At 69.8% G+C, this 25918-nt stretch carries 22 protein-coding genes; 8 read left to right on the top strand and 14 right to left on the bottom strand.

The window, feature by feature from the left end; genetic code table 11:
• Position 1: 1 nt before the first annotated feature.
• On the bottom strand, positions 2–1252 hold the full coding sequence (locus ACI6GS_RS12570; RefSeq protein WP_439813793.1) for a sarcosine oxidase subunit beta family protein: 1251 nt from the start codon (positions 1250–1252) through the stop codon (positions 2–4).
• Between the two features lie 286 nt (positions 1253–1538).
• Here ACI6GS_RS12570 and ACI6GS_RS12565 point away from each other — a divergent pair, with 286 nt between their 5' ends.
• From ACI6GS_RS12565 to ACI6GS_RS12555, 3 genes are read left to right on the top strand one after another with little or no spacing between them, the layout of a single operon-like run.
• On the top strand, positions 1539–2198 hold the full coding sequence (locus ACI6GS_RS12565; RefSeq protein ID WP_439813792.1) for a hypothetical protein: 660 nt from the start codon (positions 1539–1541) through the stop codon (positions 2196–2198).
• Positions 2195–4213 (top strand): MFS transporter, encoded by a 2019-nt coding sequence (locus ACI6GS_RS12560; protein ID WP_439813791.1) that lies wholly within the window; start codon positions 2195–2197, stop codon positions 4211–4213. The genes ACI6GS_RS12565 and ACI6GS_RS12560 overlap by 4 nt, the downstream gene beginning before the upstream one ends.
• Positions 4214–4223: 10 nt before the next feature.
• Complete coding sequence (locus tag ACI6GS_RS12555; RefSeq protein ID WP_439813790.1) at positions 4224–5252, top strand: hypothetical protein; 1029 nt, start codon at positions 4224–4226, stop codon at positions 5250–5252.
• A 3-nt stretch (positions 5253–5255) separates the two neighbouring features.
• Here the strand turns inward: ACI6GS_RS12555 and ACI6GS_RS12550 are convergent, their stop codons facing one another.
• The 7 genes from ACI6GS_RS12550 to ACI6GS_RS12520 form a co-directional block, all read right to left on the bottom strand.
• Positions 5256–6470, bottom strand: a complete 1215-nt coding sequence (locus ACI6GS_RS12550) for a lipase family protein (protein ID WP_439813789.1) — start codon at positions 6468–6470, stop codon at positions 5256–5258.
• A 95-nt stretch (positions 6471–6565) separates the two neighbouring features.
• A complete protein-coding gene (locus ACI6GS_RS12545; RefSeq protein ID WP_439813788.1) occupies positions 6566–8392 on the bottom strand; it encodes a SpoIIE family protein phosphatase in 1827 nt (608 codons plus the stop codon).
• Complete coding sequence (locus ACI6GS_RS12540; RefSeq protein ID WP_439813787.1) at positions 8382–9875, bottom strand: hypothetical protein; 1494 nt, start codon at positions 9873–9875, stop codon at positions 8382–8384. Before ACI6GS_RS12540 ends, ACI6GS_RS12545 begins: the two co-directional genes overlap by 11 nt.
• The gene (locus ACI6GS_RS12535) at positions 9862–10686 is read right to left on the bottom strand and encodes a hypothetical protein (protein ID WP_439813786.1); all 825 of its coding nucleotides are present in this window, start codon (positions 10684–10686) and stop codon (positions 9862–9864) included. The genes ACI6GS_RS12540 and ACI6GS_RS12535 overlap by 14 nt, the downstream gene beginning before the upstream one ends.
• Before the next feature lie 10 nt (positions 10687–10696).
• Positions 10697–11668, bottom strand: coding sequence for a tetratricopeptide repeat protein (locus ACI6GS_RS12530; RefSeq protein WP_439813785.1), 972 nt, complete (start codon positions 11666–11668; stop codon positions 10697–10699).
• Positions 11661–12719: an ABC transporter substrate binding protein gene (locus tag ACI6GS_RS12525; protein WP_439813784.1), complete on the bottom strand. Its 1059-nt coding sequence runs from the start codon at positions 12717–12719 to the stop codon at positions 11661–11663. The genes ACI6GS_RS12530 and ACI6GS_RS12525 overlap by 8 nt, the downstream gene beginning before the upstream one ends.
• Positions 12720–12823: 104 nt before the next feature.
• The gene (locus ACI6GS_RS12520) at positions 12824–13858 is read right to left on the bottom strand and encodes an aromatic ring-hydroxylating oxygenase subunit alpha (protein WP_439813783.1); all 1035 of its coding nucleotides are present in this window, start codon (positions 13856–13858) and stop codon (positions 12824–12826) included.
• A 147-nt stretch (positions 13859–14005) separates the two neighbouring features.
• On the opposite strand from ACI6GS_RS12520, the gene ACI6GS_RS12515 reads away from it, so the two are divergent.
• Together ACI6GS_RS12515 and ACI6GS_RS12510 are read left to right on the top strand one after the other, a co-directional pair.
• On the top strand, positions 14006–14698 hold the full coding sequence (locus ACI6GS_RS12515) for a MerR family transcriptional regulator (RefSeq protein ID WP_439813782.1): 693 nt from the start codon (positions 14006–14008) through the stop codon (positions 14696–14698).
• Positions 14698–16017 (top strand): vWA domain-containing protein, encoded by a 1320-nt coding sequence (locus tag ACI6GS_RS12510; RefSeq protein WP_439813781.1) that lies wholly within the window; start codon positions 14698–14700, stop codon positions 16015–16017. The genes ACI6GS_RS12515 and ACI6GS_RS12510 overlap by 1 nt, the downstream gene beginning before the upstream one ends.
• A 245-nt stretch (positions 16018–16262) precedes the next feature.
• Here the strand turns inward: ACI6GS_RS12510 and ACI6GS_RS12505 are convergent, their stop codons facing one another.
• From ACI6GS_RS12505 to ACI6GS_RS12480, 6 genes are all read right to left on the bottom strand, one after another.
• Positions 16263–17237 carry an alpha/beta fold hydrolase gene (locus ACI6GS_RS12505; protein ID WP_439813780.1) on the bottom strand — a complete coding sequence of 325 codons (975 nt, stop codon included), beginning with the start codon at positions 17235–17237 and terminating at the stop codon, positions 16263–16265.
• 110 nt (positions 17238–17347) lie between these two features.
• Complete coding sequence (locus ACI6GS_RS12500; protein WP_439813779.1) at positions 17348–18313, bottom strand: alpha/beta fold hydrolase; 966 nt, start codon at positions 18311–18313, stop codon at positions 17348–17350.
• Positions 18310–19779: a hypothetical protein gene (locus tag ACI6GS_RS12495; protein WP_439813778.1), complete on the bottom strand. Its 1470-nt coding sequence runs from the start codon at positions 19777–19779 to the stop codon at positions 18310–18312. Before ACI6GS_RS12495 ends, ACI6GS_RS12500 begins: the two co-directional genes overlap by 4 nt.
• A 220-nt stretch (positions 19780–19999) precedes the next feature.
• A complete protein-coding gene (locus ACI6GS_RS12490; RefSeq protein WP_439813777.1) occupies positions 20000–20317 on the bottom strand; it encodes an SCP2 sterol-binding domain-containing protein in 318 nt (105 codons plus the stop codon).
• 233 nt (positions 20318–20550) lie between these two features.
• Positions 20551–21165, bottom strand: coding sequence for a glutathione S-transferase family protein (locus ACI6GS_RS12485; protein ID WP_439813776.1), 615 nt, complete (start codon positions 21163–21165; stop codon positions 20551–20553).
• A 94-nt stretch (positions 21166–21259) separates the two neighbouring features.
• Complete coding sequence (locus ACI6GS_RS12480; RefSeq protein ID WP_439813775.1) at positions 21260–22306, bottom strand: NADP-dependent oxidoreductase; 1047 nt, start codon at positions 22304–22306, stop codon at positions 21260–21262.
• 104 nt (positions 22307–22410) lie between these two features.
• Here ACI6GS_RS12480 and ACI6GS_RS12475 point away from each other — a divergent pair, with 104 nt between their 5' ends.
• The 3 genes from ACI6GS_RS12475 to ACI6GS_RS12465 all read left to right on the top strand — a co-directional run bounded on the left by ACI6GS_RS12475 (position 22411) and on the right by ACI6GS_RS12465 (position 25906).
• Positions 22411–23415 carry a bifunctional enoyl-CoA hydratase/phosphate acetyltransferase gene (locus ACI6GS_RS12475; RefSeq protein WP_439813774.1) on the top strand — a complete coding sequence of 335 codons (1005 nt, stop codon included), beginning with the start codon at positions 22411–22413 and terminating at the stop codon, positions 23413–23415.
• Between the two features lie 10 nt (positions 23416–23425).
• Positions 23426–24613: an acetate/propionate family kinase gene (locus ACI6GS_RS12470; RefSeq protein WP_439813773.1), complete on the top strand. Its 1188-nt coding sequence runs from the start codon at positions 23426–23428 to the stop codon at positions 24611–24613.
• A gap of 336 nt (positions 24614–24949) precedes the next feature.
• Positions 24950–25906 (top strand): ABC transporter substrate-binding protein, encoded by a 957-nt coding sequence (locus ACI6GS_RS12465; RefSeq protein ID WP_439813772.1) that lies wholly within the window; start codon positions 24950–24952, stop codon positions 25904–25906.
• Positions 25907–25918 lie beyond the last annotated feature (12 nt).

The raw sequence follows: 25918 nt of genomic DNA, 5'->3' as shown, positions 1-25918 counted from the left end.
GTCAGTGAGCCACGGCGGCGGCGCCGTGCTCGTCGATCAGCGCGCCAGTGGTGAAGCGGTCCAGGCGGAAGGGGGCGGCCAGCGGATGCGGCTCGTCCCGCGCGATCGTCGCGGCAAAGACATGGCCCGACCCCGGCGTCGCCTTGAACCCGCCGGTGCCCCAGCCGCCATTCAGATACAGGCCCTGGACCGGCAGCTTGCCGATGATGGGGGAGGCATCGGGGCAGACGTCGACGATCCCGCCCCAGGTGCGCAGCATGCGGATCCGGCTGAAGATCGGGAACAGTTCCAGGGCCGCGGCCATCTGGTGCTCGATCACATGGAACGAGCCGCGCTGGGCATAGGAGTTGTAGGCGTCGATGCCGGCACCCATGACCAGTTCGCCCTTGTCCGACTGGCTGACATAGACGTGCACCGTGTTGGACATGACGACGCAATTGTGGATCGGCTTGATCGGCTCCGACACCAGGGCCTGGAGCGGATGGCTCTGCAGCGGCAGGCGAACGCCCGCCATCGCCGCCAGGACCGAATTGTGCCCAGCCGCCACGATCGCGACCTTCGGCGCCGCGATCGGCCCGCGCGTCGTCTCGACCCCCAGCACCCGCCCGCCCTCGATGCGGAAGCCCGTCACCTCGCAGTTCTGGATCAGGTCGACGCCGCGCGCATCCGCAGCCCGGGCAAAGCCCCAGGCGACCGCGTCGTGCCGGGCGATGCCGCCGCGCCGCTGCAGGGTGCCGCCCAGCACGGGATAGCGCGCGGTGGGGGAGATGTCGACGATGGGGCAGAAGGCCTTCACCCCATCCGCGTCCAGCCATTCGGCATCGACGCCATTCAGGCGATTGGCCTCGACCCGGCGGCGCGACTCGCGCACGTCGCCCAGCGTATGGGCCAGGTTCAGCACGCCGCGCTGGCTGAACATGACGTTGAAGTTCAGCTCCTGCGACAGGCCTTCCCAGATCTTCAGGGAATGCTCGTACAGGGCCGCACTCTCGTCCCACAGGTAGTTGGAGCGGACAATGGTCGTGTTGCGCGCCGTGTTGCCGCCGCCCAGCCAGCCCTTTTCCAGCACCGCCACGCGGTTGATGCCGAATTCCTTGGCCAGGTAATAGGCGGTCGCCAGGCCATGCCCGCCGCCGCCGACGATGATCACGTCATAGGCGGCCTTGGGCTCGGGATTGCGCCACAGCTTCGGCCAGCCTTGATGATGGTCGGCGGCGTTGCGCAGCAGGGACAGGAGCGAATATCGGGACATCGGCACCCCAGGTGACGCGCCACGGATGAACCGCTGGCGGCGCGGACGCCGCTCCTTGATAGGAGAATTCGGCCTTCGCTGCACTGCGCCATTCTAGCGGGCGGCCGGGGCCTGTCGAATCCTGATGGCTCCGTGGCCCTGATCGGGGGCCTGGGTCGTTCGCTCACGAAGCGGTAAGACTTCTGGCCGATGGTTAATCCCTTGGAAAGCCTGCGCGCCTAGGTTCGGCGGCAAGGGCCATGATCTTGATTGGGGGCGGGTCGACGGCATGTCGCTGGGCGGGCGGATGACGATCGCGGTAATGCTGCTGCTGGCGCTGGCGCTGGGCACCACCGTGCTGCTGAACCAGGCCAAGTTCGAATCGAGCCTGGCCCATCTGCAGCAGGCGCGCATCGCCGTGCATACCAGCGCGCTGAAGGCGACGATCGAACAGAGCACCGACCTGGGGCTGGCCCTGCGGGAAGCGCGCGGGACACAGGCGCTGGTCGAGCGGGTCCAGGCAGGCGACCCCGCGATCCTCTCCGTCACCGTGTACGACGACAAGGGCGCGGCCCTCTATCGCGCGGCGCGGGCCGGCGACGATCCCCAGGCCGATGCCTTCCTGTCCGAGGCCGACATCCTCAACCCCTTCTCGCAGCGCATCGGCCGGATCGAGGTGCGCCAGTCCCGCGCGGACTACCTCGCGGCGACGGACGCCACCTTGCGCGAACTCCTGGCCGGCGCATCGCTGATCTTTGCCGTGTTCGCGATCCTGGCGGTTGCCGGGATCCGGCTGGCCTTTGCCGGACTGACGCGCTCGGCGCGACGGCTGGCCGCGATGATGGAGGCGGAGGCGGGGCAGGCTCAGCCGCTGGCCCCCCGCAATGCCTTCGAGCGCGAGCTGATCGGCTTCAACGCCCGCATCCACCGCGCCCTGTCGCAACCCGGCGGGGAGTGCGCACCATGAGTGCCGCCCGCGCGCTGGAGCCGCAGGCCCAAGCCGCCCCCCATCTCGACGCGCAGGAAGTGGCCGATGCCCAGGCCATGCTGCGCATGTCGGACCGGCTGGCGTGGAAACTGGTGGCGCTGGCCAGCGTCCTGGTCATTGCCGCCATTGCCTGCCTGTCGATCTATGCCATCCAGGTTTTCGAGCGTGGCCTGACGCCCGAAGTCGCGGCCAAGCTGACGGCCATCGCCGACGATGCGGCCGACGATTTCAGCCGTGCCGCGTCCCTCGGCATTCCGCTGGACAAGCTGCCGGGTGTCGCCGACTACCTCGACACGGTGCGCGCCAGCCATGGAGAGCTGCGCTATGTCGCCCTGGTCGACGGCCAGGGCCGGCTGATCCACGGCCGCGGCAGCCTGCCCCGCGCCTATCCCGCCAACGCCGCGGCGGGGCAACTGGTCGCCAATGGCGCCGATCTCGACCTCGCCGCACCGCTCAAGGACGGTGCCGGCGCCGTGCACCTGGGGGTGGACGGGCGCCTGGTCGAGACCCTGCACAACGAGATCCTCTACGACACGCTGATCACCATGTTCGTGGCGGTCCTCGTGGCGCTCGAAGTGCTGTTCCTGCTGACCGCGGTAACGGTGTCGCGCTCGCTCTCGCTGCTGGTCCGGCTGGTCGAGCGGGTCGGCAGCGGCGACTTCAGCCATGTGGTGGCGCGCCGCTCACGCGACGAGATCGGCCGCCTGATCGCCGCCGCCAACCGCCTGGTCCTGCGTGTCCACGAGCGTGGGCCGGCGGCCCAGGCACCGCGCCCCATCGTCGCCTCGCGCGCCGGGGACGTGCGCCTGCCATTGTTCGTGTTCTTCTTCGCGATCGAGCTGGGCCGGCCGTTCTTCCCGGTCTATGTCCAGTCGCTCTACACGCCCATCCCGTGGCTCAGCGAGCAGACGGCGATCGCGCTGCCCATGACGCTGTGGGTCGTGGTCATGCTGATCGCCACGCCCTATGGCAGCGCCCTCGACCGCCGCTTCGGCGCGCGCCAGGTGCTGATCGCCGGCATGGTCCCGGCCGCCATCGGCTCCGCCATGGTGGGCCTCGCCTCCTCGTTCTGGGAACTGCTGTTCTGGCGCTGCGTCGTCGCCGCCGGCTTCGGCCTTGTCACCGTTGCCGGACTGACCTTCGTGGCACTGGCGGCCGAGACGGGCAAGCGGGCGCGGGGCATGAGCGTGTTCGTCGGCGCCTCGACCGCGGCGTCCGTCTGCGGTACGGCAATCGGCGGCATCCTGGCCGACCGCATCGGCTACAGCGCCACCTTCCTGGTGGCGGCGGGCGTCATCGCCTTTGCCCTGTTCCTGACGACCGTCCTGCTTGATGCCGACCAGTCCGGGAGCGATGCTGCGAAGAAGAAGGTCACCTGGGCCCAGTTCGCCGGCATCCTGCTCGCCGGTCGCGTCCTGCTGGTCGTGCTGTTCTCGGCCGTGCCGGCGCGCCTGATGCTGACCGGTTTCCTGTTCTACATGAGCCCGCTCTATCTCACCGAACTCGGCTACTCGGAATCCGAGATCGGCCGCTTCATGATGAGCTACTTCCTCTGCATGCTGGTGGTCAGCCCCCTCGTCTCGACCCTGGCCGATCGCTTCGGCACGCACCGGCTGCTGATGCTGGCGGGGGGGCTCGCCTCGGCCGCGGGCGCGCTGGCCTATGGCATGGGACACAGCCTGTGGCTGCTGCTGGGCGGCACGATCCTGGTGGGCCTGGGCCAGGCGATGGTGACGACGCCACAGCTGGCCCTGATACCCGACCTGTTCCGCGAACAGTGCGAGCGCTACGGCCTGTCGACCGTGATCGCCGTCTTCCGCATCGTCGAGCGCATCGGCAGCATTGCCGGGCCCCTGGTCATGGCCGCCCTGGCGACGGCGCTGGGCTTCGCCGAGGCGTCGTCGATCCTGGGCTGGATCATGCTGGGGGCGACCGCGATGCTGGCCGTCTCCCTGGCGCTGGCCGGTCGCCGGGCGGAGCCGCGGCTTGCATGAGGCAGCACCGATGAACGCCGTCCCCCTGCTGCCCCCCGGCATGCGCCGCGACCTGCGCATCCTGTTCCTTGCGCCCTTCGCGCCCGATGCGGGCGCGGAGCGGCCGGACATGCATCCGGTCCATGGCGTGGCACCGCGCTACAACTACGAGATCTATACGACGCTGCTGGGCCTGGGCCTGGACGTCGTGCCGTGCCGGGACCTGGACCACTTCGCGGCCAGTGTCGGTCAGTTCGATTTCGTCTTTACCCTCTTCAACTTCGCCCCCTTCCGCAATTCGGAGCTGTTCGTCTCCACCGTGTGCGAGCGGGCGGGCGTCGCCTATCTGGGGGCACCGCCCAATGTCCGGGCGCTGGCCGAGGACAAGCTGCTGACCAAGCTGGCGGCCCAGGCCAGCGGACTTCCGGTGGTGCCGGGCGTGGCGTGGCGACTGCCGCGCGAGGTGACCACCCCACCCTTTCCTGGCCCCTGGTTCGTCAAGCCGCGCTTCGGCTCGGCCAGCGCCGGCGTCACGCCCGAGTCGGTGCGGGAGGACGTGGACGGCCTGCGCACCCAGGTCGCCCAGATCCTGGACCGCTGGCCGGAAGCCCTGGTGGAGCCGCTGATCGACGGCACCGACCTGACCGTTCCGGTTATCGGGGGCGAGACGCCGCTTGTCCTGCCGCCATGCGAGGAGGTCTCGGACCTGCCCCATGGCATCGCCACCTATCGCCAGAAGCGGCTGATCGACCGCAATCGCGTGCGTCGCGTGGTGGAGGATCCGCTGCTGGCCGGTGCGCTGATGGATCAGGCGGCCCAGGTCGCGGCGCTCTTCCAGCCCTTCGACTACCTCCGCGTCGACTTCCGGCGCGAGGCCGGCACGGGCCGCACCTTCGTGATGGAGGTGAATATCGGCTGCAACCTGGGCAGCCACGCCGCCATAGCACTCGCCGCCCGAACGGCGGGGATCGAGCACCCCGACCTGATCGCCCGCATCCTGACCCACTCCCTCACCCGCCAGGCCGACCGCCTGGGAAGACGGGCGCTGGCCGGCACCTGACCCTCAGTCGGACGGACACCCGGCCGCGGGCCGCCCTGCAAAGCGATCGGCCGTCCATGCGATCAGGTCGGGGTCCAGCGGCGAACCTGGCGCCACCAGCGTCACATGGTCGAGGCCCGGATAGACACGATGGTCGATCGCCTGTCCCGCGGCACAGCGCGCCCGCACGTAGTCGCGGCTAATCGCGGGCAGGACCAGATCATCCAGCGCCCCCTGCGCCACCAGTACCGGGGCAGCGATCGGTGCGGCCGGCACGTTCTCGGCCAGCCGGGCCCCCAGCGGTCCCTGGTCCGGTGCCTTGGCGAAGATGCCCGGCTTGGGGAGCAGGACCGTCTCAGCCGCGGAGACCAGGGTCTCCAGCCCACCGGCGCAGCGGCTGGCAATGTCCCCCACCAGCAGGCTGGACCAGCCGCCCACATAATCCCCGACCACCACGTCGGGATAGGTCGCGGCATAGGCATGGATCAGGTAGGACGAAACGATCTTGCCGAACATCGAGCCTTGCGACCGGAGCACAAGCTGCGGCAGATCGCTGGCCGGGGCCAAAGCTGCCACGCCCTTCAAGTCCAGGCCGGCCGGCTGCGCGCTGGCCCGGATGCCGGCCCACAGGGCGCTGTTCCCGCCTTGCGAATGGCCCCAGATGACGACTGCCTCTCCCGTGGCCGCCTCGGGCACCTGGGCCGCCGCGCGCACCGCGTCCAGCACGCTGCGCCCTGCCTCGTCGCCCACCAGATAGGCATGGCCGCCATCGGTGCCCAGCCCGACATAGTCGGTGGCGACGACCGCCCACCCCGCATCCAGGGCCGCACCCAAGGCAGGCACCAGGTTGAACGGATGGGCCAGGACGGACGGCGCGCAGCCCGGCGCAACCCCCGTCGTCCCATGGGCCCAGGCCACGACCGGCCGTGCGCCCTGGCTCGGCCCCTTGATCAGTACCAGGGCGCTCGCCAGGGCCGCCCGCCCGTCCAGCCGCGTCGTGACATAGAGGATCCGCCAGCCTCTTGCCCCTGCCGGCACGTCCCGCACAAACGCCTCCGCCTTGAGGAGCGAACCCGGAAGCGCATCCGTGGGCAGATCGGCGCGGTAGAAGTCATCCGGCTCGGACGGCCGGGCATAGAGCCACGCCGCCCCAGCGAGCAGAGCGAGTGCTAGCACCGACCACATGGCCGCGCGCACCAGGCGAGCCGCCAGTCCCCGCGCCTTCCTCGATCGCGCCATGTCCCGGTCCCCCGTCTCTCCAATCCTGACATGGCCGACGACCCAGGGACAGGATTGCCAGGACCACAGGATCACCGTGGCAGATCAGCCTGCGCTTAGCCCACCTCGTCCGGCAGGGCGTGCAGCGCCAGGACCGTGATGTCGTCGGCCTGGATGGCGCCGGCGGCGAAGCGGTCGACCTCCGCCACGATGGCGCGGACCAGGGCCTCGGGATCCGTCTCGGGATTGGCGCCCAGGTGGCCGGACAGGCGGGCCATCTCGAACTCCTCCTGGGCCGGGTTCAGGGCCTCGGTCACGCCGTCGCTGTAGATCAGCAGCGTATCGCCCGGCGCCAGGTGGTTCTCCGCCTCGTCATAGGGCAGGCCATCCATCATGCCGAGTGCGATGCCACCGGCCCCCCGCAGTTCGTCCACCCGGCCGTCCGCCCGGCGGATCAGCGGCGGATTGTGGCCGCCATTGCAATAGAGCAGCCGGCCGGTCGGCGGGTCGTAGATCGCGTAGAACAGCGTCACGAACATCTCGGCCGGGTTGTCGACGGACAGAATGTCGTTGGCGGTTGCCAGCGTCTCGGCCGGCGAGAGGCCGCTCAGCGCGGTGGCGCGCAGCACCGTCCGGCTGATCGCCATGAACAGCGCCGCCGGGATGCCCTTGCCGGAAACGTCGGCCACGACCAGGCCCAGCTGCCCGTTCTTCAGCGCCAGCACGTCATAGAAGTCGCCGCCGATGTCGCGCTGCGGCCGCATCAGCGCGTGCATGCGGAATTCCGGCCCGCGGGGAAAACGGGTGGGCAGGATCGACTGCTGCATGCGCCCGGCAATGTCGAGCTCCTGGCGCAGCGCGAGATAGGCGCTCTGGCGCCGGCGCTGCTTCTCGCGCTGGCGCTCCGCGCGTTGCGAGGCGATCACATCCTCGCGCAGTGCCGTCACGGCCTGTGCCATGCGGCCGATCTCGTCCCCGCCGCCGGTATCGTCAAGCGTGACGGACGTATCGCCTTGCGACAGGGCGCGCAGTACGGCCAGCGCCCCTTCCAGCGGCTGGAACGCATTCGCCAGATAGAGCTGCAGGCCGACCAGCACCACTACAAGGAACAGCGCGATGCCGCCCAGCGCCAGGTGCGTGATCGCGCTGCGCTGGCTGGCCTCGACCGTGGTGTCCTTCATCGTCACGAGGAAGGCGATGGCGCGGCCCAGCAGGTCGGTCATCGGCTGCGTCACGATCGTGTAGGTCCGCGTGCCCGTCGTCTCTATCGACACGGGCTCGGCCCGCACGCGCGGCTCGGGATGCAGGGCATCCCACAGGGCGGTATCACTGCCCTGGACCAGCCGGCCGCGGCGGTTGACGACAAAGACCGCGGCATCCAGCGTGGCGCGCAGCTCGTCCAGCGCCGGCTGAAGCGGGCTGGCCAGGACGATGGCACCCACCCGGTCGGGCCGGCCGAAGGACAGCGCCACCAGGGCCTCGAACCGGCGGTTCTGGTCCTGCTGCACGACGCGCGCGGCGCCTGCCTGCCGCAGGGTCTGGGCGATCGTGCCGGCATCCAGGACCGAGGTGTCGCGTCGCGGCCCGCCCGCCGCGTAGATCAGCAGGCCGTCGATGTCCAGGACCTCGACCGTGGTGGCGACCCCCTCGGCCTGCAGCTTCTGCAGTTCCGGCTCCAGCAGGCTGTCCAGCGCCGGGCGGTCGGCGCGCTCCAGGGCGTCCTGCAGCGCGGGCTGCAGCGACAGGCGCTGGGCACTGGCTTCCATCCGGGCCAGGCGGACTTCCAGGATCTTGCGCCAAAGCGCGTCCTGGCTTTGCGCCAGGGCGGCGGCATAGCGGGCATCGGCCACGCGCTCGCGCAGCACGCCCGCTCCGGCCAGACCCAGCGTCAGCACGGCGAAGGCGATCGCGACGATCAGCGCGATGCGGCTCCTAAGCAGCATGGCCACCCCCGCCGGATGCGCCCTCGGCCGCCGCATCGCGGATCGCGTCGGGTGTCGCCTCCACCGCATGGGGCCCGGTCAGGCGCACCCACAGGACAAGCGCCGGCACCAGGCACGGCGGCACGGACCAGGCCGCAAGATCGGCAAGGCCCGCAGCCACCACGGCCGGCACCAGCAGCACGCCCGCGGCAAGGCCGCTGGCGATTCCCGGGCCCACCTGGGCCAGGCCCACGCGCTGCCAGCGGCGCCAGGCGCTGCGCAGTGTCAGGCCCAGCGCGGCCCCCGAACAGCCGGCCAGGACCGGCACCACGCCCCCCGGCAGGATGGCGGCCAGGGGTGCGGACAGGACCAGGGCGGACAGCGCCACGGCGATCAGTGCCCGCCAGCCGACATGGGGCGACGGCGGCACAAGGACGCCCAGCGCCAGCACCGCGGCCAGGGCCGCGGGTGCAGCCAGCAGCGCCCGCCCGCCAACGCCGGAAAGCGGCAGCGCCGCCGCGCCAAGGACGCCCAGGCCCAGCGCAGCCAGGAAGGCCGCCAGGCGCAGCGCCGCCAGGCGGCCCACCAGGCGGGCGCGGTCCAGCTGATCGGGCACGCCGGCCATGGCCCAGTCCGCCTCGATCCGCGCGGCGTCGATCTGCTGGCGCACGGCCGGGTCGACCTGCGAGTCGCGCGCTTCCCGCGCCAGCAGGACCAGGAAGGCCCGGCGCAGCTGCAGGCGGACCAGAGCCGCGTTCAGCGCCCGCGTCAGCAGCGCCGCCGCCGAGCGGCCCGAAACCAGTTCCAGCCGGGTATAGGCGCCAAGGCTGCCGCGCCACAGGATGCGCAGGCTGGTCACCAGCGGCCGCACCCAGATCAGGCGTACGGCGAGGAGGAGCAGTTCCAGGCCGATCAGCAGGGCCGCCAGCAGGGCGGCCGGCACCGGCAAGGGCAGCATCTCGACCTCCGCCATGGCGCGGTCGGGATCGCCGCCGACCAGCAGCGCCGCCTGCACCCGGCCGCCCACGACCAGGGGAATCGCCACGACCAGGTCGCCGGCCTGCCGCACCACCATGTGCGCGGTGCCCAGGCTGCCCACGGCGCGTTCCACCAGGTCGGATGGCGGCGCCTGGCCGACACCCCACAGGACGCGGCCATCGGGCGCCGCCAGCGTGATCGCGGTCAGGTCGTGCTGGCCCTGCATGCCGCTGGCCAGGAACGGCTCGACACCGTTCAGGCGGTCCAGCGGGATGCCCGCGGCCAGGGCCGTGACCAGCGGGCCGGCCAGCATGGTGCCCACGGCCTCGGCCTTGGCCGCAACCTCGTCATCCAGGTCCATGCCCTCGGGCTCAAGCGCCCGGTTCAGGATCAGCGCGGTCTGCAGCACCAGCGCCAGCAGGGCGACCGCAGCGACGCGCAGGACCAGCCACCAGAACAGCCGGCGCAGCACGCGATCGGGCACGGACGGATCCGGGCCGGGTCCATCGGCGTCAGGTTTCGTCATCGATCCGCTGGATCGCTGCGGTGGCGCCGTCGATCGCCGCGACACGACCGGCGACGTCCGCCTGAAAGGCCGCCGTCATCGCCAGCAGCGGCTGCAAGGCCTGCGGTGCGCGGCCGGGGCCGGCGTGCCCGGCCGCAGCCGCGGCCAGGGCCCGCTCCGCCGGGCGCAGGACCCAGGCAAAGCCCAGGGCCGCGATCAGCAGTCCGGCCCCAAAGCCGATCACGCCGGTCAGGGCGATTCGCCGGTTCTCCCGCGCCACATGCTCGTTCAGCCAGGTGCGCGAATAGCGCAGCGCGACGCCGCCCGCGGCGGTGCCGAAGCTGGTCGACAAAGGCAGGCCGATCACCGCCGCCTCGAAATCCTCGTCGGCCCAGGTGGCACCGTCGGCCCGCTCGGCGGGACGACGCCAGCGCTCCGGCACCGGCTCGCCAATCAGGCCGCGGTCGGTGTTGAACAGTGACCGGCCGCTACCGTCGAACACCTCGATCGACAGGATGCCGGGGTCCAGGGCGCGCCGCCGTTCGATCAGGTCCTGGATCTCGCTCATCGCGGGCAGGTCCAGGCCCAGGCTCATGCGCTGCTCGATCGCGGCGCCGATGTCATGCACCACGACGGCGCCGCGCTCATGCACCTGGGCCGCGAACATGCGGGCGATGACGGCCGAATAGACGGCACAGGTCGCCGTTGCCGCCAGCGCCAGGACCAGCGCCGTCGCCAGCAGGAATGGCAGGGCAAGACTGCCCACCCGGGGTGGCGGGGCTGCCTCTCCACCCGCCGCATGGGTGCGGCCGCGGCCTGGTCGCGGGGGCACGGCCCCCAACTCAGAAATCGCCGCCGGCGGTGTCCGCCCGCTCGACATGGACCTGGACGCGGCGCGTCGCCAGCAACTCGTCCTCGGTCAGTTCGGCGCGCAGCAGGCGCAGGCGATCGCGCGCACCGGGCGTATCCTGCAGTGCCGCCTGGCTCAGCCAGTAATAGGCCTTGGCCCGGTCTGCCCTGCCCAGGTCGCCGTCCAGGTAGAGGTCGGCCAGTTCCATCTGCGCCTCGGCCGAGCCGGTCACGGCCGCCTCGACCAGCAGCTCCTCGGCCCGTGTCGGGTTCCGGGCAACGCCCGTGCCGCTGCGCATTGCCTTGGCCAGGCGCACCTTCGCGGGGGCGGACCCCGCTTCGGCCGCGGCGGCCAGCAGGGCGGCGGCCTTTTCCGCATCGCGGGGAACGTGGCGCCCTTCCTGGTACAGGCCCGCCAGCTTGCGGAGCGCCGATGCGTTGCCCAGGGCTGCCGACTGTTCATAAAGGGCGATGGCGCGCGGGACGTCGGCGGCGACGCCTTCCCCCTCGACCAGCAGATCGGCCAGGTTGCGCAGGGCGCGGGCATTGTTCTGCGCTGCCGCCTTCTCGTACCAGGCGGCGGCCTGGACCATGTCCATCGGCACCCCGGCGCCGGTCTCATAGCTGGCACCCAGCAGGCGCTGCGCCTCCGCATTGCCCTGCTCGGCGGCCTTCCGGTACCAGTCGGCCGCCATCTGCTGGTCGAGCGGAACCGCCAGGCCCTTCTCATAGATGCGGCCCAGGTACAGCTCGGCCTCGGCATTGCCGGCCTCGGCCAGCGGCTTCAGCAATTCGTGCGCGGCGAAATGGTCGCCCGCGCGAAAGGCATCGATCCCGTCCTCCAGCACGCCGGCAATGGCGGACCCGCCGCCAAGGACGAGCATGGTCAGGCCGGCCGCCGCCAGCCGGCGCCAGCCAAACAGCGCGGGCGCCCGGCCGGGTCCGGGGGAAAAGGGGCTAGTCATCGACGATCTGCGCATAGCGAAGGATGTTCATGGGCGGATACAGCTCCAGCCGGCGCGCAACCCGCATGTTCACGACGAACGAGAAGCGCGACAGAGTCTCGATCGGGATTTCGCCCGATTTGTGTTCGCCGCGCAGGATCTGCTCGGCCTTGTAGCCGGCCAACTGGCCGACATTGTACAGGGGGGCGACAAGCCCGGTCATGCCGTCGGCCCGGATCTGCGCCTCGATCGCGCAGAACGTGGGCAGGTCGTGCTTCAGCGTCTCGGCCGTCAGCTCCTCGGACAGGTTGCCGAAGAAGTTGACCGGCGGGATGTAGAGCAGGTCGGGTTTCAGCGCCGCCAGTTCGGCGATCATGCGCGGAATCCGCTCGACACTCGGCTCGCCCTCCTCGTCCAGGGGGGTCGAGGCGAAGAGTTCGATCCCCGCCTCGGCCGTCAGGGCGATCAGCTTGTTCATCATGTCCCGCTGGGTGCGCTCGGTCGGGTTATAGACGACCGCCAGGCGCTTCAGCGGCAGGTAGGCGCGCATCGCGTTAAGCTGCACGTCCAGCGACACGACGTGGATCGCCCCGGTGAAGTTGCGGCCCGAGCGCAGCGTCTCCCCCTCGGCCTGGGCCGGGATCAGGCGTGATCCCACAGGGTCGGCCACCATGGAGAAGACGACCGGAATATCGGTGATGAAGCGGGCGGGATCCTCCTCGCCCAGGCGCCCGACGATGCCGGTCGTCACCGATGTGCTCTGCGCATAGATCAGGTCGGGCTTCGTCGCGCGGATCTCCTCGACGATCGCCGGCATGCGGGTCGCGTCGTTCTCGATATTGCGGACGATGAAATCCAGCGGCAGGCCGCTCGACTCAAGCTGGTCGCGAAAGCCGACATCGGCCACCGCGCCGGTGCGGTGCAGGACCATGAAGATCCGGAACGGTCGTTGTGCCGGGTCCGCCCCCTGGCCCGCGCCTGGCGCCTGCGCCCAGGTCGCGCCCGGCGACAGGAGCATTGCCAGCACCAGCACCGCTGCGGCCAGGAATCCCGACAGCCCTTTGTGACCCACGCCCCACGCCTCCCCGCCGACCGCCCAGCAGACTAGGCGGGAAGTGTCGGCGGATCAGCGTGAAAATGCCGTTAATTCCGTGGGCGGCGATTCCGTGGGCGGCCTCAGCCGGCCAGGGCGCGGCGGACGTGGTCCTGGAACAGGCGCACGCCCTCCTCCTGGCGGGGGCTCAGGGGGCCCGGCAGGTAGCGGCCGGCCTCCAGGTTCTTCTGCACCCGCTCGCAGATGCCATAGTCCTCGCGCACGATTTCCAGGTTGCGGTCGATCGTACGGCGGCGCTCGGCGGCGGTCGCCTCGCTCGTATCCGCGAAATAGAAGTCATAGTGCAGCAGCGCCCGGTCCGGCCCCACCGGCGCGATGCGCGAGGTGTTCATGCCGCCATTGAAGGTCGACAGCGTCATGTTGGGCCAGCGCCACAGCCAGACGCCGTTATAGATCGAGCCGGCGCGCTGCGGCGCCTGCATGGCGATGGTGCGGGGCGACGTGCGGACGATGAACTGCTCGAACTCAATCACGTCGTCAAAGGCCGGGTGCACCGCGGGGATGTGATAGCCCTCGACGAAATTGTCGGTATAGGTCTTCCAGTTGCACGCCATTTCCAGCGTGTGGCTCTCGACCCAGCGATAGGTCTCCATGGGCGTATCGCGCAGTTCGTGCACCATGCCGCCCAGGCCGTCCTCGACCGGGCCCGCCTCCAGGTCCAGGTTGACGAAGACCAAGCCCCGCCACACCGCAACCTTGATCCGGTGCAGGGACCAGTCCTCGTTCCGGAAGCCGGCGCAGGCGCCGAAATGCGGCGCGCCGCGCAGGGTGCCGTCGGTGTTGTAGATCCAGGCATGGTACTGGCACCGGATCGAGGATGCCGTCCCCCGGCCATGGTCGAAGAACGGTCCGGCGCGATGGCGACACAGGTTGTGATAGCCCTGGATCGCGCCTTCGCGGTCGACGATCACGAAGACCGACCAGCCGGCAATGTCGATCGCCGCGTAGTCCCCCGGCTTTCGCAGCAGGTCCAGCGGCGCGATCATCTGCCATTCCCTGGCAAAGATCGCGTGGCGCTCGCGCTCCCACGTCTCCGGGCCGGAATAGAACTTGGGGTTCAGGGCCAGGAAGGGCCCGCCTTCGACCATCGCGTCCATTGCTGAAACGTATCAGCGCAACGCCCTGAGTTGAAGAGTGGACTCTGCCGCAGGGCGGCACCCGCCCACCCCGGACGCGCGCTTATTCGACATCTCGACACGTCGTTTAATTTGACATGTCGATATGTCCCATGTCACGTTGACGGCATGAGCAGTACCGAACTCTCCCTGTCTGAACTGGCCGCCGCCTCGGGGGTCGAGGCCCGCACCATCCGCTCCTGGGTGGCGCAGGACCTGCTGCCGGCCCCCCTCAGCCGCGGCCCCACCGCGCGCTATCCGGCCGACATGCTCGACCGGGTCCTCGCGGTACGGGCGATGCGCGATGGCCTGGGGATGCCCCTGGCCGAGATCCGCAAGGAACTGCTGGTGGCGACACCCGACCAGATCCGCGCCCATGCGGAACGCGGACGCACCATGGCCGCCCTCGGCACGCAGGCTCCGCCACCGGCGGCATCCGCGTCCTCCGCCCTGGACTACATCGCCTCGATCCGCAGCAGCCGCATCGGCCCAGCGTCGGTGCAGCGCAGCTTTTCCGCCTCGCTGCGGGCGCCGCCACATGAACCCCAGGTGACGCTCCAGGACGACCTCAGCACCCTGGGCATCGACGGACTCCAGGCCTCGGTGGACCTGCCCCGCATCGGGTTCGAGGCGCTGGAGCAGCGGCTGGCCCAGCCTGGGGCCACGCCCGCGCGCAAGGCCCGGGCCGAGGACTGGCTGCGCATACCCATAACCCCCGATGTCGAGCTGTCGGTGCGCGGCACGCTCGACCCCGAGCAACGGACGCGGCTGGAACGCTGCGCCGACCTGATCCGCGACATTCTCCTGGGGAGGAACACCTGATGACCGACCTGACCGCGACCCGCCTTGTCCTTGATGCCGACTTCGACCGGGGCCTCGCCTTGGTGGAGGGTCAATCCGTCCGCTACCTCGTGGCCGCCCTGTCGGCGGAGGGGCCGCCGCCTGCCCCGCAGGACGCCCCGCCCCTCAACCTGGCTTTGTCGATCGACGTGTCCGGCAGCATGTCCGGCGACAAGCTGGACGCCGCCAGGCGCGCCGCCACCGCCGTTGCCCAGGCGATGGGCGAGCGCGACCGCCTCAGCGTCGTTGCCTTCGACGACACCGTCCGCGTGCTGCTGGATGGCGCCCACATGGATCGCCGCGGACGTGACAGCGCCTGCGCTGCAATTGCCTCGCTGCAGGTGGGCGGCAGCACCGCCCTGTTCGACGGCTGGATGACGGGGGCCGAGCGCGTCGCGGTCGCGATGCTGGCGGCGCCGCAGGCGACCCACCGGGTCCTGCTCCTGTCGGACGGCCAGGCCAATGTCGGCATCGTCGATCGGGGCGAGATCGCGACCCATGCCGGCGCCCTGCTCGATCGCGGCATCGTCACCTCAACCGTCGGCATCGGCGATGGCTATGACGAACTGCTGATGGGCGCCCTGGCCGAGGCCGGGGGCGGCAGCCTGCACGATGCCGCGACCACCGCCGAGATCGGGGAACTGGTCCTGGGCGAGTTCCGGGGCGGCCGCAGCACGCTGGTCGAGCGCGTGGCCCTGCGCCTGGACGTCCCCGCGCACGTCCAGGCGGAGGTGGTGGGCCCCTGGTCGGCGCGTGTCCTCTCCGGCACGCTGGAGGTGCAGGCCGGCAACCTGCTGCCGGGCCAGGTGAAGCAGGTCGTTGTCCGCCTGCACTGCGCGGCGGGTGCGGAGGGAAGCCTGGTGCCCATGCGCGTCTCAGCACAGGGCGCGCTGCCCGGCACCACGGCCGAGGTCGAGGCCGTACGCGACCTTGCCCTGCGCATGGTACGCGGCGGGGAGAACCGCACCCAGCCGCGCGACATGGGTCGCAGCCTGGCCGTGGTCCAGGCCTGGCAGGCCGTGGTCCTGCGCAAGGCGGTGGAACTCAACCGCAGCGGCGACCGCCGGGCGGCAAAACACTATCTGGAGCGTGAACTGCGCTGGATGGAACCCTATGCCCGCGGTGTGCCTGGTGCCGAGGCGCTCGTCGCCGACCTGGTCCTGGTCCAGCGCCGCGTGGGCGAGCAATGGGACGAACGCACCCGCAAGGAGGTCTATGCCGAGGCGACGCGCGTGTCCAAGTCGGAAGTCGCCTACTCCATGGCCCCCCGCCGCAGCCTGTCCGAGCGGTTCGGGAAGTAGGGTCCGGCCTACCGAACGTCCCTCTTTCTCCACCTCCTACGTGCCCCGGTTTATCCGGGGCACCCACGACCTGACGGTCGGCCGTGCGGCAGCTCAGGACGGCAGCAGCGCGCCGGGATGGTCAGAACCAGTACTGCACCGTTCCGCCCACTGAACCACCTGCGTCCCCCGCATGAAGCGGGGGACGCAGGTGGCAAGGGCGGAATCCATCCTGCTCAGCAGGCAGTCACCCGCCCAGGCAAGCCTTACGCCGCCGGGTAGCGGCGCTTCAGCCAGTCGATCATCAGGCGGTTAGTCTCTTCCGGCTTCTCCTGCTGGGTCCAGTGGCCGCAGGCGGGGATGATCTTCTTCTCCAGGTCGGGCACGTACTGCTCCATGCCCTCGGTCATGGCGGGCGGCAGGACGACGTCATCGGCGGCCGAGATCATCAGCGCCGGCGCCGTCACCTTCTGCTCCACCCCCTCGGACAGGGTCCAGTTGCGGGTGAAGTTGCGGTACCAGTTGATGCCGCCGGTGAAGCCCGTCCGCTCATAGGTCTCGACGAAGAAGGCCAGTTCCTCAGGCTCCAGCAGCAGGCGGCCGGGATATTCCGCTGGGGCCGGCCCCTCGAACGACTGGATGAAGTCGAAGCGCCGCTGCTCTGCCGGCAGCTTCAGGAAGTCTTCGTAGGTCACGGGGGACGAGCGCATCAGCGACTCGAACACGCGCCGCACGTCGCGCTTCAGGATCTTGTCCGCCACGCCATAGTTCTGGAAGAACACGATGTACATGTTCTCGCCCATCGTCTGGCGCATGATCTCGATCGGATCCATCGGCGCGCGCGGGATGAACGGGGTATTGAGGCCGATCACGCCGGCCACCCGGTCGGGATGCAGCAGCGCCATCTGCCAGACGACCAACCCGCCCCAGTCGTGGCCGACGAAGACCGCCTTGTCGATGCCGAGCTTGGTCAGCAGGGCGTCCAGGTCGCCGCACAGATGGGGGATGTCATAGTCCTCCACCTTCTCCGGCCGGTCGGTCAGGCCATAGCCGCGCTGGTCGGGGGCAATGACGCGATACCCGGCCGCGGCCAGGGCAGGGATCTGGTAGCGCCAGGAATAGGCCAGTTCCGGCCAGCCATGGCACAGCACGATCGCGGGGCCGGTGCCCTGCTCGTAATAGCCCATGCGGATGCCGTTGACCTCGACGAAGCTGGCCGGCGGCATGGTGGGGACGGTCATGGGTGCGATCCTTCCTGTGGTTCTCTTGATTGTTCGACGCGATGAACATGCGCAGCCCGCCCGTCAGGCACCGTGACGGCGCCCGGCAGGCAAAGCAGGTCGGCTTTGGGTCAGGCGGGGAAGCGGCGGCCCAGCCAGTCCAGGATCAGGCGGTTGGTCTCTTCCGGCTGCTCCTGCTGGGTCCAGTGGCCGCAATCGGCGATGATGTGCTTCTCCAGGTCGGGAACATGCTGCTCCATGCCCTCAGTCATCACCGGGGGCAGGAAGAAGTCGTCGGCGGCAGAGATCATCAGCGCTGGCGCGACGACATTGGTGGGGGCGCCGGCCGCCTGCTCCCAGGAGCGACGGATGTTGCGGTACCAGTTGAGCCCACCGGTGAAGCCCGTGCGCCGGTAGGTCTCGACGAACACGGCCAGTTCGTCCTCGCTGAGCAGCGGCGCACCCAGCACCGGCGGGTCACCGATGAAGATGCCGATGGGGATGGCCTGCACCTCGGGCGGCTGGGTAAAGAACTCGTCCAGCGTCAGGCCGCGCCGGCGCATGGTGGCGCGGAACGTCGCCTCCACGTCCTTGCCCAGCACCGCTTCGGCCAGGCCAGGCTCCTGGAAGGCGTTCATATAGGTCGCAGCCCCGCGCGCCTGGACCAGCACGCTCAGGAAGTCGACCTCCATGCGCGGCATGAACGGCGTGTTCAGGGCGATGATGCCCGCCGTCCGCTCCGGATAAGCGAGCCCCATGGCCCAGACGACCGCGCCACCCCAGTCATGGCCCAGGAAGACCGCCTCCTCGACGCCCAGGGCATCGAGCAGGCCCGCCATGTCGGCGGTGATCTCGGACATGGCATAGGCCTCGACCGGCTCGGGCCGGCTGCTGCCGCCAAAGCCGCGCATGTCGGGCGCCACCACGCGGTAGCCGGCCGCCGCAAGTGCCGCCACCTGGTGGCGCCACGAGAAGGCCAGTTCCGGGAAACCGTGGCACAGGACCACGGTCGTGGCGGCACCGGCCGGCCCCGCCTCGTGCACGGCAAGCGTGATGCCGTTTACCGCAACGGGACGTGGGGCCGGAAAGGACATCATGCCGCGATGCCCAGGATCCGGCGCATCTCCATCCGCTTGGGCCCCAGGACCGGCGGATAGTACTTGGCGTTCAGCTTCTTGCCGCGGGCCCAGTAGTACAGGATGCGGCCCAGGACGGCCGGGCGCTTGAACGCCAGTTCCGGCGTTTCCAGCATGTGGAAGCTCTGGCTGACATTGCGCAGCACGACCAGGCTCGCCCGGCTGGCCGGGATGATGCCATCCTCGGTGAAGCTGCGGGCCAGGCGCGCCTTCAGGCTGCGCTTGCGGGGTGCCGTGCCCTCGACCTCCTCCGACTTGCGGATCGCCGCCTGGTCCTGCTTCACGCCCAGGATGTGATAGGGCTTCAGCTCGGCATCGGTCGCGGCCTGGAACGCCTTGGCCCGCGCCGCGGGGTCCGCCTCGGCCCGCAGCACGCGGTCCAGGACATGGGCGTGCATGAAGCCCTGGCTGCAGCCGCGGCCATACATCGGGTTGCCGAACAGGCTGGCATCGCCGACCGCGAAGAAGCCTGTGGCCGCGGGCGTGCCGTCCACGGCGAAGTTCAGGTAGCGGCAGCGCAGGTCGCCCATCACATAGACGCGCGAGGTCGCCTCCGACCGCTCCGGCTCGCACCAGCGGGCAACGCCCGGGATCGCCATCGCCGTGGCCTGGAACATGTCCGCATTGGGCATTGCGCGGCGCAGTTCCGCCTCGTTGTCGGGCAGGGCCAGCGTCAGCGAGAAGCAGTCATTGTCGGCGGGGAAGATGCCGTACTTGATGTAGCCCAGGTCGCCGGCGCCCGGCGGGCCCTTGCCCCGCTCCGGCTCGCCCATGCCGGGGCGCAGCTTGTAGTGCCGCGTGTAGTAGACGATGCCGGTCTCGGTCGTCTCCTCGTCGATCACGGCACCCAGGCTGCGCAGCATGTCGGTGAACTGGCTGCGCCGGCCGGACGCGTCGATCACCACGTCGGCCGGAATTTCCTCCCCCGTCTCCAGGCGCACGCCGCGCACGGCGACGGTGCGCCCCGGCGTCGCCAGCAGGTCGGCCACGCGGGCGTCGGGGCGGATCGTGGCCAGGTTGTGCGCCTCGACATGGCGGCGGATCACGCATTCCAGCGTGGTGCGGCGGCACGACAGGATCGTCATGTCGTCGTCGCCGGCTTCCGGCACGTACGAATCCCGCAGCGTGTCAGGCAGGCTGTCCTTGAACAGCAGCGGCCGCGCGCCCGCGGCGATCAGGTCGGCATAGAGCGCCGGGTAATGGTCCCGCAGCAGGTTGTGCAGCCTGGCCAGGAAGACATGGCTGTGGCGCAACTGGGCGACGCCGCGATGGGTCCATTCCTGGAACACCGTGTCGGCGTCGCCGGCGGGCGGCGGGCCGTCCTGCTCCAGCAGCGTGATCGACCGGTCGCCCTTGTCCTTCGAAAGTGCCAGCACCGTGCCCAGGCCGGAAATGCCCGCGCCAATGATGACGAACCGCTCACCCACCGTGACCGCCTCCCGCAAACGTGTTCCCGCGACGCCATCGGCGCCGTCCGGCCAATTTATAACACACCGGTCATTTTGAATACCCGGTACGGCCCGGATCAGAAAAAAATCGCGACTCCCGTCTCATTATGCCGAGGGGGAGCCGCGATCGACCCATGGCCATGACGGCCGCGCCGCCCGCCCCGACGTGGACCGGGCGGGCTAGCGGCGGCCGTGCGTGCTACTTCCGGTTCAGCAGGGGGCCCAGCTTCATGGCGACGGCCATGTTCCCCTCGACCTTCAGCTTGCCCATCATGAAGGCGGTGGTGCCGTCCATCTTGCCCGCGGCGATCTGTTCGAAATCGTCGATCGACACCTTGATCGTACAGTCGGCGGGCTTGTCCTCGTTGCTGACGGTGTTGGGCGCCGACTTGCCGTCGACATAGATGATGCCCTTGCCCTGGAAATCGAACTTCAGGGTGTTGCCCAGGCCCGAATCCGTGCCCACCCCTTCCTTGAGCCGCTGCGTGATATTGGCAACCCGCTCGGCGTCGCTCATAGCGTCCTCCACCCTGATCCTTGTGCGCGCCCTCTCGTGCTCACCACGCGGGCCGACAAGAGAATAGTGATTTGCAACCGCCCGGCAACTGGCCTTCTGGCAATTTGTCAGAATGACGTGGCGTCACCCGCCGCCGGCCGAGGCAACCGGATACGCAACCCGGCAAAATAAACCCCGCCCGGTCGCCCGGGCGGGGTTCGCATGGGGCATCCGCGCCAGGAGCGCGGGCGCGCTCAGGCCTTGACGCTGGGGCGCTGGCCCACGCGCTCGAACCACGCGCGCAGGTTCTTGGCGTCCGCCGGCAGGTCCTGGCCCACCTGCTTGGCAAAGGCGATGAAGCAGAAAAGCAGGATGTCGGCCAGGGTGAAGCGGTCGCCGCAGATGTACTGCTTGGCGCCCAGCTGGCCGTCCAGCCAGGCCAGCTTGTCCTGCGCCAGACCCTTCAGCTCCTGACCGGCCTCCTTGCTCACCAGCTTGATGCGCGGCTCAAACAGGGCGCGCCCCTCGGTCGCGCGGAACCCGTTGGTCAGCGGCTCGAGCACGCCCAGGTCGATGCGGCGCGTCCACATGCGGGTCTCGGCCCGCTCCTCGGGCGTGGAGCCGATCAGCGCCGGAGTCGGGTGCTTTTCCTCCAGATACTCGCTGATCGTCGTGATCTCGCAGATCACCTGGCCGTTATCCAGGACCAGGGCCGGCGTCGTGCCCGTTACGTTGATCGTGTTGTAGGGCGGCTGGCGGTTTTCGCCCTTCAGCAGGTCGATGTCCTGCTTGGGCAGGTCGATGCCCTTCTCGGCCGCGAACATGCGCACGACATGCGGATTGGGACCGATCGAATTGATGAGCTTCATTGGTTTGCTCCTCCCTGCTGATCTTTAGTTCTGTCTACCCCAGGCGGCCCGGCACCCGCCAGTGACAAACTCTCAGTTCAAATCCGGACTCGGCTCAGGACGCTGTGGGATCGCTGCCGACCTTGACCACCTGCTTGCCGAAATTCCGCCCCTCCAGCAGCCCGATCAGGGCCGCGGGCGCGGCCTCCAACCCGTCCACCACGTCCTCCAGATAATGCAGCCGCCCGGCCTTCAGCAGCGGGATCGCCCGGTCCAGGAATTCCTGCATGCGGTGGGCATGATCGCCCACGACGAAGCCCTCGATCCGCAGGCGGCGCACGATGGTCTGGACCAGGTTGGGACCGGGACGCGCCTGCGTGTCGTTGTAGCCCGAGATCATGCCGCACATGACCATGCGCCCAAAGGTCCGCATCCGGGCAAAGGCCGCATCCTGCCAGGCCCCGCCGACATTCTCGAAATAGACGTCGATCCCCTCGGGGCAGGAGCGGTCCAGCGCCAACCCCGGCTCCTCCACCTTATGGTCGATGACGGCGTCCAGCTTCAGCGTGTCGCGCAGCCAGGCGCACTTCCGCTCGCCCCCGGCAATGCCCACCACGCGGGCCCCGGCGGCCTGGGCCAATTGGCAGGCGACGGCGCCAACGGCCCCCGTCGCGGCCGAGACGACGACGGTCTCGCCAGCCTTTGGCTGGCCGATATTGGCCAGTCCGACATAGGCGGTCAGGCCGGGAAAGCCGAGCGTGCCCAGCGCCGTCGACAGCGGTGCCGCCGCGGGGTCCAGCTTGCGCACGCCATCGGCCGGCACCGTGCAGTACTGCTGGAAGCGCCCCATGGAGAAGGCGAGGTCGCCGGGACGGAAGCGGCTGTCGCGCGATTCGACCACCTCGCCCACGATGCGGCCCTGGCATGGCTCGCCCAGCCCCCAGGGGGCGGCATAGGACGGACCATCGTTCATCCGCCCACGCATGTAGGGGTCCAGCGACAGGTAGATCGTGCGCATCAGCACCTGCCCCTCCTGGGGAGCGTCGATCCGGCCGTCGTTGGCCTCGAAATCCTCCGGCACCGGCGCGCCGTGGGGGCGCCGCTTCAGCACGATCTGGCGATTCCGGTCGTTGCTGCGGAAATCCGTGGTTTCGGCTGGCATGGGAAGCGCTCCTCCGGCGTCCATCTGGGGGACGACATTCTTGGTTGTCATTCAGGCCCGCCACCAAAGCGTGGCATAAGGGCCGGGCGCAAGTGGGGGCAAGCATGGCGGACAGCGAAATCATGCCCGTGGCGGCCAAGGCCGTGCTGGGCGAGCCGGCGGGCCAGCCGGCCCTGGCGGAGCGGGGCGCCCGGCACCGCCTCCTGGTCGAGCGGGCCAAGGCGGGCGCGCCCCTGGTCACCGCGATCGTCCATCCGACCGACGCGAACAGCCTGGGGGGCGCACTGGACGCCGCCGCCGCCGGCCTGATCACGCCCGTCCTGGTCGGGCCGGAGGGCAAGATCCGCGACGCCGCGCTGAAGGCGGGGCTGGACCTTGCCGGCTGTCGCCTGGTCGACGCGGCCCACAGTCATGCCGCGGCGGAGGAGGCCGTCCGCCTGGCCCGCGTGGGCGAGGTCCAGGCGATCATGAAGGGGAACCTGCATACCGACGAACTGATGGAGGCGATCGTCGCCAAGGAAGGCGGCCTGCGGACCAACCGCCGCCTCTCCCACATCTTCGTCATGGACGTGCCGACCTATCCGCGCCTCCTGCTCATCACCGATGCCGCCATCTGCATCCAGCCGACGCTGGAGGAGAAGCGCGACATCGTGCAGAACGCGATCGACCTGGCCCATGCCATCGGCATCCCGGAGCCGAAGGTCGCGATCCTGTCGGCGGTCGAGACGGTGACGCCCAAGCTGCCCTCCACCGTCGATGCCGCCGCCCTGTGCAAGATGGCCGACCGCCAGCAGATCGTCGGCGGCGTACTGGACGGGCCGCTGGCCTTCGACAATGCAATCTCGGCGGAGGCCGCGCGCACCAAGGGGATCACCTCTCCCGTCGCGGGCAGCCCGGACATCCTGCTCTGCCCCGACCTGATCTCGGGCAACATGATCGCCAAGCAGCTCAGCTACCTGGCCAATGCCGACAGCGGCGGCGTCGTGCTGGGGGCCAAGGTGCCGATCATGCTGACCAGCCGGGCCGACGACGCACAGGCGCGCCTGGTGTCCGCCGCCCTCGCCGTCCTCAAGGCGCGCGCCCCAGCCGCGATGAAGCCCAAGACCTGAGAAACGCCTGATGCCACGCTCGATCCTGGTCCTGAATGCCGGCTCGTCCTCGATCAAGTTCGAACTGTTCCGGGTCGACGGCGCAGCGCCCCTCTCGCTCCTCCAGGGGGAGGCGGAGGGTCTGGGCGCCACGCCATCGCTGCACGTGAAGCCCCGGGTCGGCGACCGCCTGGATTATCCGATCGACGCGGGCGCCGGTCACGATCGCGCGATCGCCCGCATCATCGCGGTGCTGGACGACCTGGGCGCCCTGGACGACCTGATCGGCGCCGCCCACCGCGTCGTCCATGGTGGCACCGCCTTCACCGCGCCCGTGGTGATCGACGACCAGGTGATTGCCGGGCTGGAGGCCCTGGTCCCCCTGGCCCCGCTGCACCAGCCGCACAATCTGGCGGGCATTCGCGCCATTGCGGAGGAGCGCCCCGGCCTGCCCCAGGTCGCCTGTTTCGATACCGCCTTTCATGCCGGCCAGGACTGGCGGGCGCAGGCTTTCGCCCTGCCCTGGTCCTATTTCGAGAAGGGCGTGCGGCGCTATGGCTTCCACGGCCTGTCCTATGAGTACGTGGCGGCCCGCCTGCCCGAGGTGATGGGGGCGGACGCCGCGCGTGGACGGATCGTCATCGCCCATCTGGGCAACGGCGCCAGCCTGTGCGCCATCCGTGACGGCCGCTCGGTCGCCTCCACGATGGGTTTCACGGCGCTGGACGGCCTGATGATGGGGACGCGCACGGGCACGATCGACCCCGGCGTCATCCTGCACCTGATCGAGCAGGAGGGGCTGAGCCCGGCGGCAGTGACGCGGCTGCTGTACAAGGAATCGGGCCTGCTGGGCGTCTCGGGCCGGTCGCAGGACGTACGGGCCCTGCTGGCGGCGGACGATGCGGCCAGCAGGCGGGCGTTGGACCTGTTCGCCTATCGCGCCGCGCGCGAACTGGGCTCGCTGGTGGCGGCCCTGGATGGGCTGGACGCGGTGGTCTTCACCGCCGGCATCGGCCAGCACGCAGCCCCCGTGCGCGCCGCGATTGCCGGCCTGTCGGCCTGGACCGGCCTTGTCCTGGATCCGGCGGCCAATGCCGCCCATGCCAGCCGGATCAGTGCTGCCGGCAGCACCGTCACGGCCTGGGTCGTGCCGACGGACGAGGAAGCGGCCATCGCCGCCCACGCCGCCCGCCTGCTCTCCACCACAGCCAGGGATTGAGCGCCGGCCTGCTGCGGCCGCGCGAACCAATTCCGACCAATCCCGCGGGACATCGCCCCGCCACGGCAGGGCCACGCGCCCCTCGCCGCGGCTGTATGGCGCTGGTATAGTCCAGGACGGCGCAGGGTTATCGCCCTGCGGCGCCAGACCGCCGGCATACCATCGGTATGCCACGCCTACACGCAGGATCGCGTCGATGATGGGGTCGATGTCGCTTGTGCAGCCGCAGGATCGCGCTCAGGCTCGATTGGCCCGCGTGCGGTGGGGGCGGCACGGGGGCGTGGTCGGGTCCAGGATCCTGGCAATCGCAGCATCGTTCGAAGGGGGAGAGTTGGCATGAGGAGTTTCGTCCTGGCCGCTGGCCTGGCCACGTTGTTGTCGAGTGTGGGGTTCGGCGCCACGGCCTGGGCCGCCGCCCCGGAATCGCAGGAGCCGATCAAGATCGGCGTCCATGACTGGACCGGCCAGCGCATCACCGCGACCATTGCCGGCACGATGCTGGAAAAGCTCGGCTACAAGGTCGAGTACGTGCCCATCGACTACCTGACCGCGCTGACCGCGATGGAGACGGGCGACATCACCTTTGTCTCCGAGCAATGGGACACCACTGCCGCCGAAGTAATGGCCAAGGCCGATGCCTCCGGCAAGACGGAGCGCCTGGGTGCCCTGGGTCCGCAGGCCCAGGAGGACTGGTGGTATCCGATCTACATGAAGGAAAAGTGCCCGGGCCTGCCCAACTGGGAGGCGTTGAAGGCGTGCGGCGAGGCGTTCTCCACGCCCGAGACGGCACCCAAGGGGCGCTACCTGGGCATGCCCGCGACCTGGGGCGGCCATGATGCCGAGCGGATCGATGCGCTGGGCCTGCCCTTTGTCGAGGTCGATGCCGGGACCGAGGCCGCGATGTATGCCGAGCTGAAGTCGGCGATCGAGCGCAAGGCCCCCATCATGGTGTGGGTGTATTCCCCGCACTGGGTCTCGGCCACGTTCGAAGGCGAGTGGGTGCAGTTCCCCAAGATGGAGCAGGCCTGCTACGACGATCCGGCCTGGGGGCTGAACCCGGAAAAGACCTATGACTGCGGCAAGCCGCTGGGCCAGATCTGGAAATATGGCTATGTCGGCCTGAAGACGACATGGCCCACGGCGCATGCCCTTCTGGCCGCCTATCAGGTCGACGGGCCGGAGCTCAACAAGATGGTGGCCGCCGTCGACCTGGACGGCAAGCCGGTCGAGGATGTCGTCGCCGAGTGGCTGGGCAAGCACGAGGCCGACTGGAAGGCCAAGGCCGGGCTGTAGGGCCAGCCTTTG

Source organism: Zavarzinia sp. CC-PAN008 (genome assembly GCF_051903925.1).
Lineage (GTDB): Bacteria > Pseudomonadota > Alphaproteobacteria > Zavarziniales > Zavarziniaceae.
Note: the sequence above shows the minus strand (reverse complement) of the source record. Positions and strands in the feature narration are given on the sequence as shown.

Coding starts and splice junctions, on each gene's coding strand:
- ACI6GS_RS12505 (WP_439813780.1), bottom strand. CDS start 17,237: ATGACCGTCCCCACCATGCCGCCGGCCAGCTTCGTCGAGGTCAACGGC.
- ACI6GS_RS12485 (WP_439813776.1), bottom strand. CDS start 21,165: ATGAAGCTCATCAATTCGATCGGTCCCAATCCGCATGTCGTGCGCATG.
- ACI6GS_RS12565 (WP_439813792.1), top strand. CDS start 1,539: ATGACGATCGCGGTAATGCTGCTGCTGGCGCTGGCGCTGGGCACCACC.
- ACI6GS_RS12550 (WP_439813789.1), bottom strand. CDS start 6,470: ATGGCGCGATCGAGGAAGGCGCGGGGACTGGCGGCTCGCCTGGTGCGC.
- ACI6GS_RS12465 (WP_439813772.1), top strand. CDS start 24,950: ATGAGGAGTTTCGTCCTGGCCGCTGGCCTGGCCACGTTGTTGTCGAGT.
- ACI6GS_RS12500 (WP_439813779.1), bottom strand. CDS start 18,313: ATGATGTCCTTTCCGGCCCCACGTCCCGTTGCGGTAAACGGCATCACG.
- ACI6GS_RS12480 (WP_439813775.1), bottom strand. CDS start 22,306: ATGCCAGCCGAAACCACGGATTTCCGCAGCAACGACCGGAATCGCCAG.
- ACI6GS_RS12515 (WP_439813782.1), top strand. CDS start 14,006: ATGAGCAGTACCGAACTCTCCCTGTCTGAACTGGCCGCCGCCTCGGGG.
- ACI6GS_RS12555 (WP_439813790.1), top strand. CDS start 4,224: ATGAACGCCGTCCCCCTGCTGCCCCCCGGCATGCGCCGCGACCTGCGC.
- ACI6GS_RS12560 (WP_439813791.1), top strand. CDS start 2,195: ATGAGTGCCGCCCGCGCGCTGGAGCCGCAGGCCCAAGCCGCCCCCCAT.
- ACI6GS_RS12530 (WP_439813785.1), bottom strand. CDS start 11,668: ATGACTAGCCCCTTTTCCCCCGGACCCGGCCGGGCGCCCGCGCTGTTT.
- ACI6GS_RS12545 (WP_439813788.1), bottom strand. CDS start 8,392: ATGCTGCTTAGGAGCCGCATCGCGCTGATCGTCGCGATCGCCTTCGCC.
- ACI6GS_RS12470 (WP_439813773.1), top strand. CDS start 23,426: ATGCCACGCTCGATCCTGGTCCTGAATGCCGGCTCGTCCTCGATCAAG.
- ACI6GS_RS12490 (WP_439813777.1), bottom strand. CDS start 20,317: ATGAGCGACGCCGAGCGGGTTGCCAATATCACGCAGCGGCTCAAGGAA.
- ACI6GS_RS12510 (WP_439813781.1), top strand. CDS start 14,698: ATGACCGACCTGACCGCGACCCGCCTTGTCCTTGATGCCGACTTCGAC.
- ACI6GS_RS12475 (WP_439813774.1), top strand. CDS start 22,411: ATGGCGGACAGCGAAATCATGCCCGTGGCGGCCAAGGCCGTGCTGGGC.
- ACI6GS_RS12540 (WP_439813787.1), bottom strand. CDS start 9,875: ATGACGAAACCTGACGCCGATGGACCCGGCCCGGATCCGTCCGTGCCC.
- ACI6GS_RS12520 (WP_439813783.1), bottom strand. CDS start 13,858: ATGGACGCGATGGTCGAAGGCGGGCCCTTCCTGGCCCTGAACCCCAAG.
- ACI6GS_RS12570 (WP_439813793.1), bottom strand. CDS start 1,252: ATGTCCCGATATTCGCTCCTGTCCCTGCTGCGCAACGCCGCCGACCAT.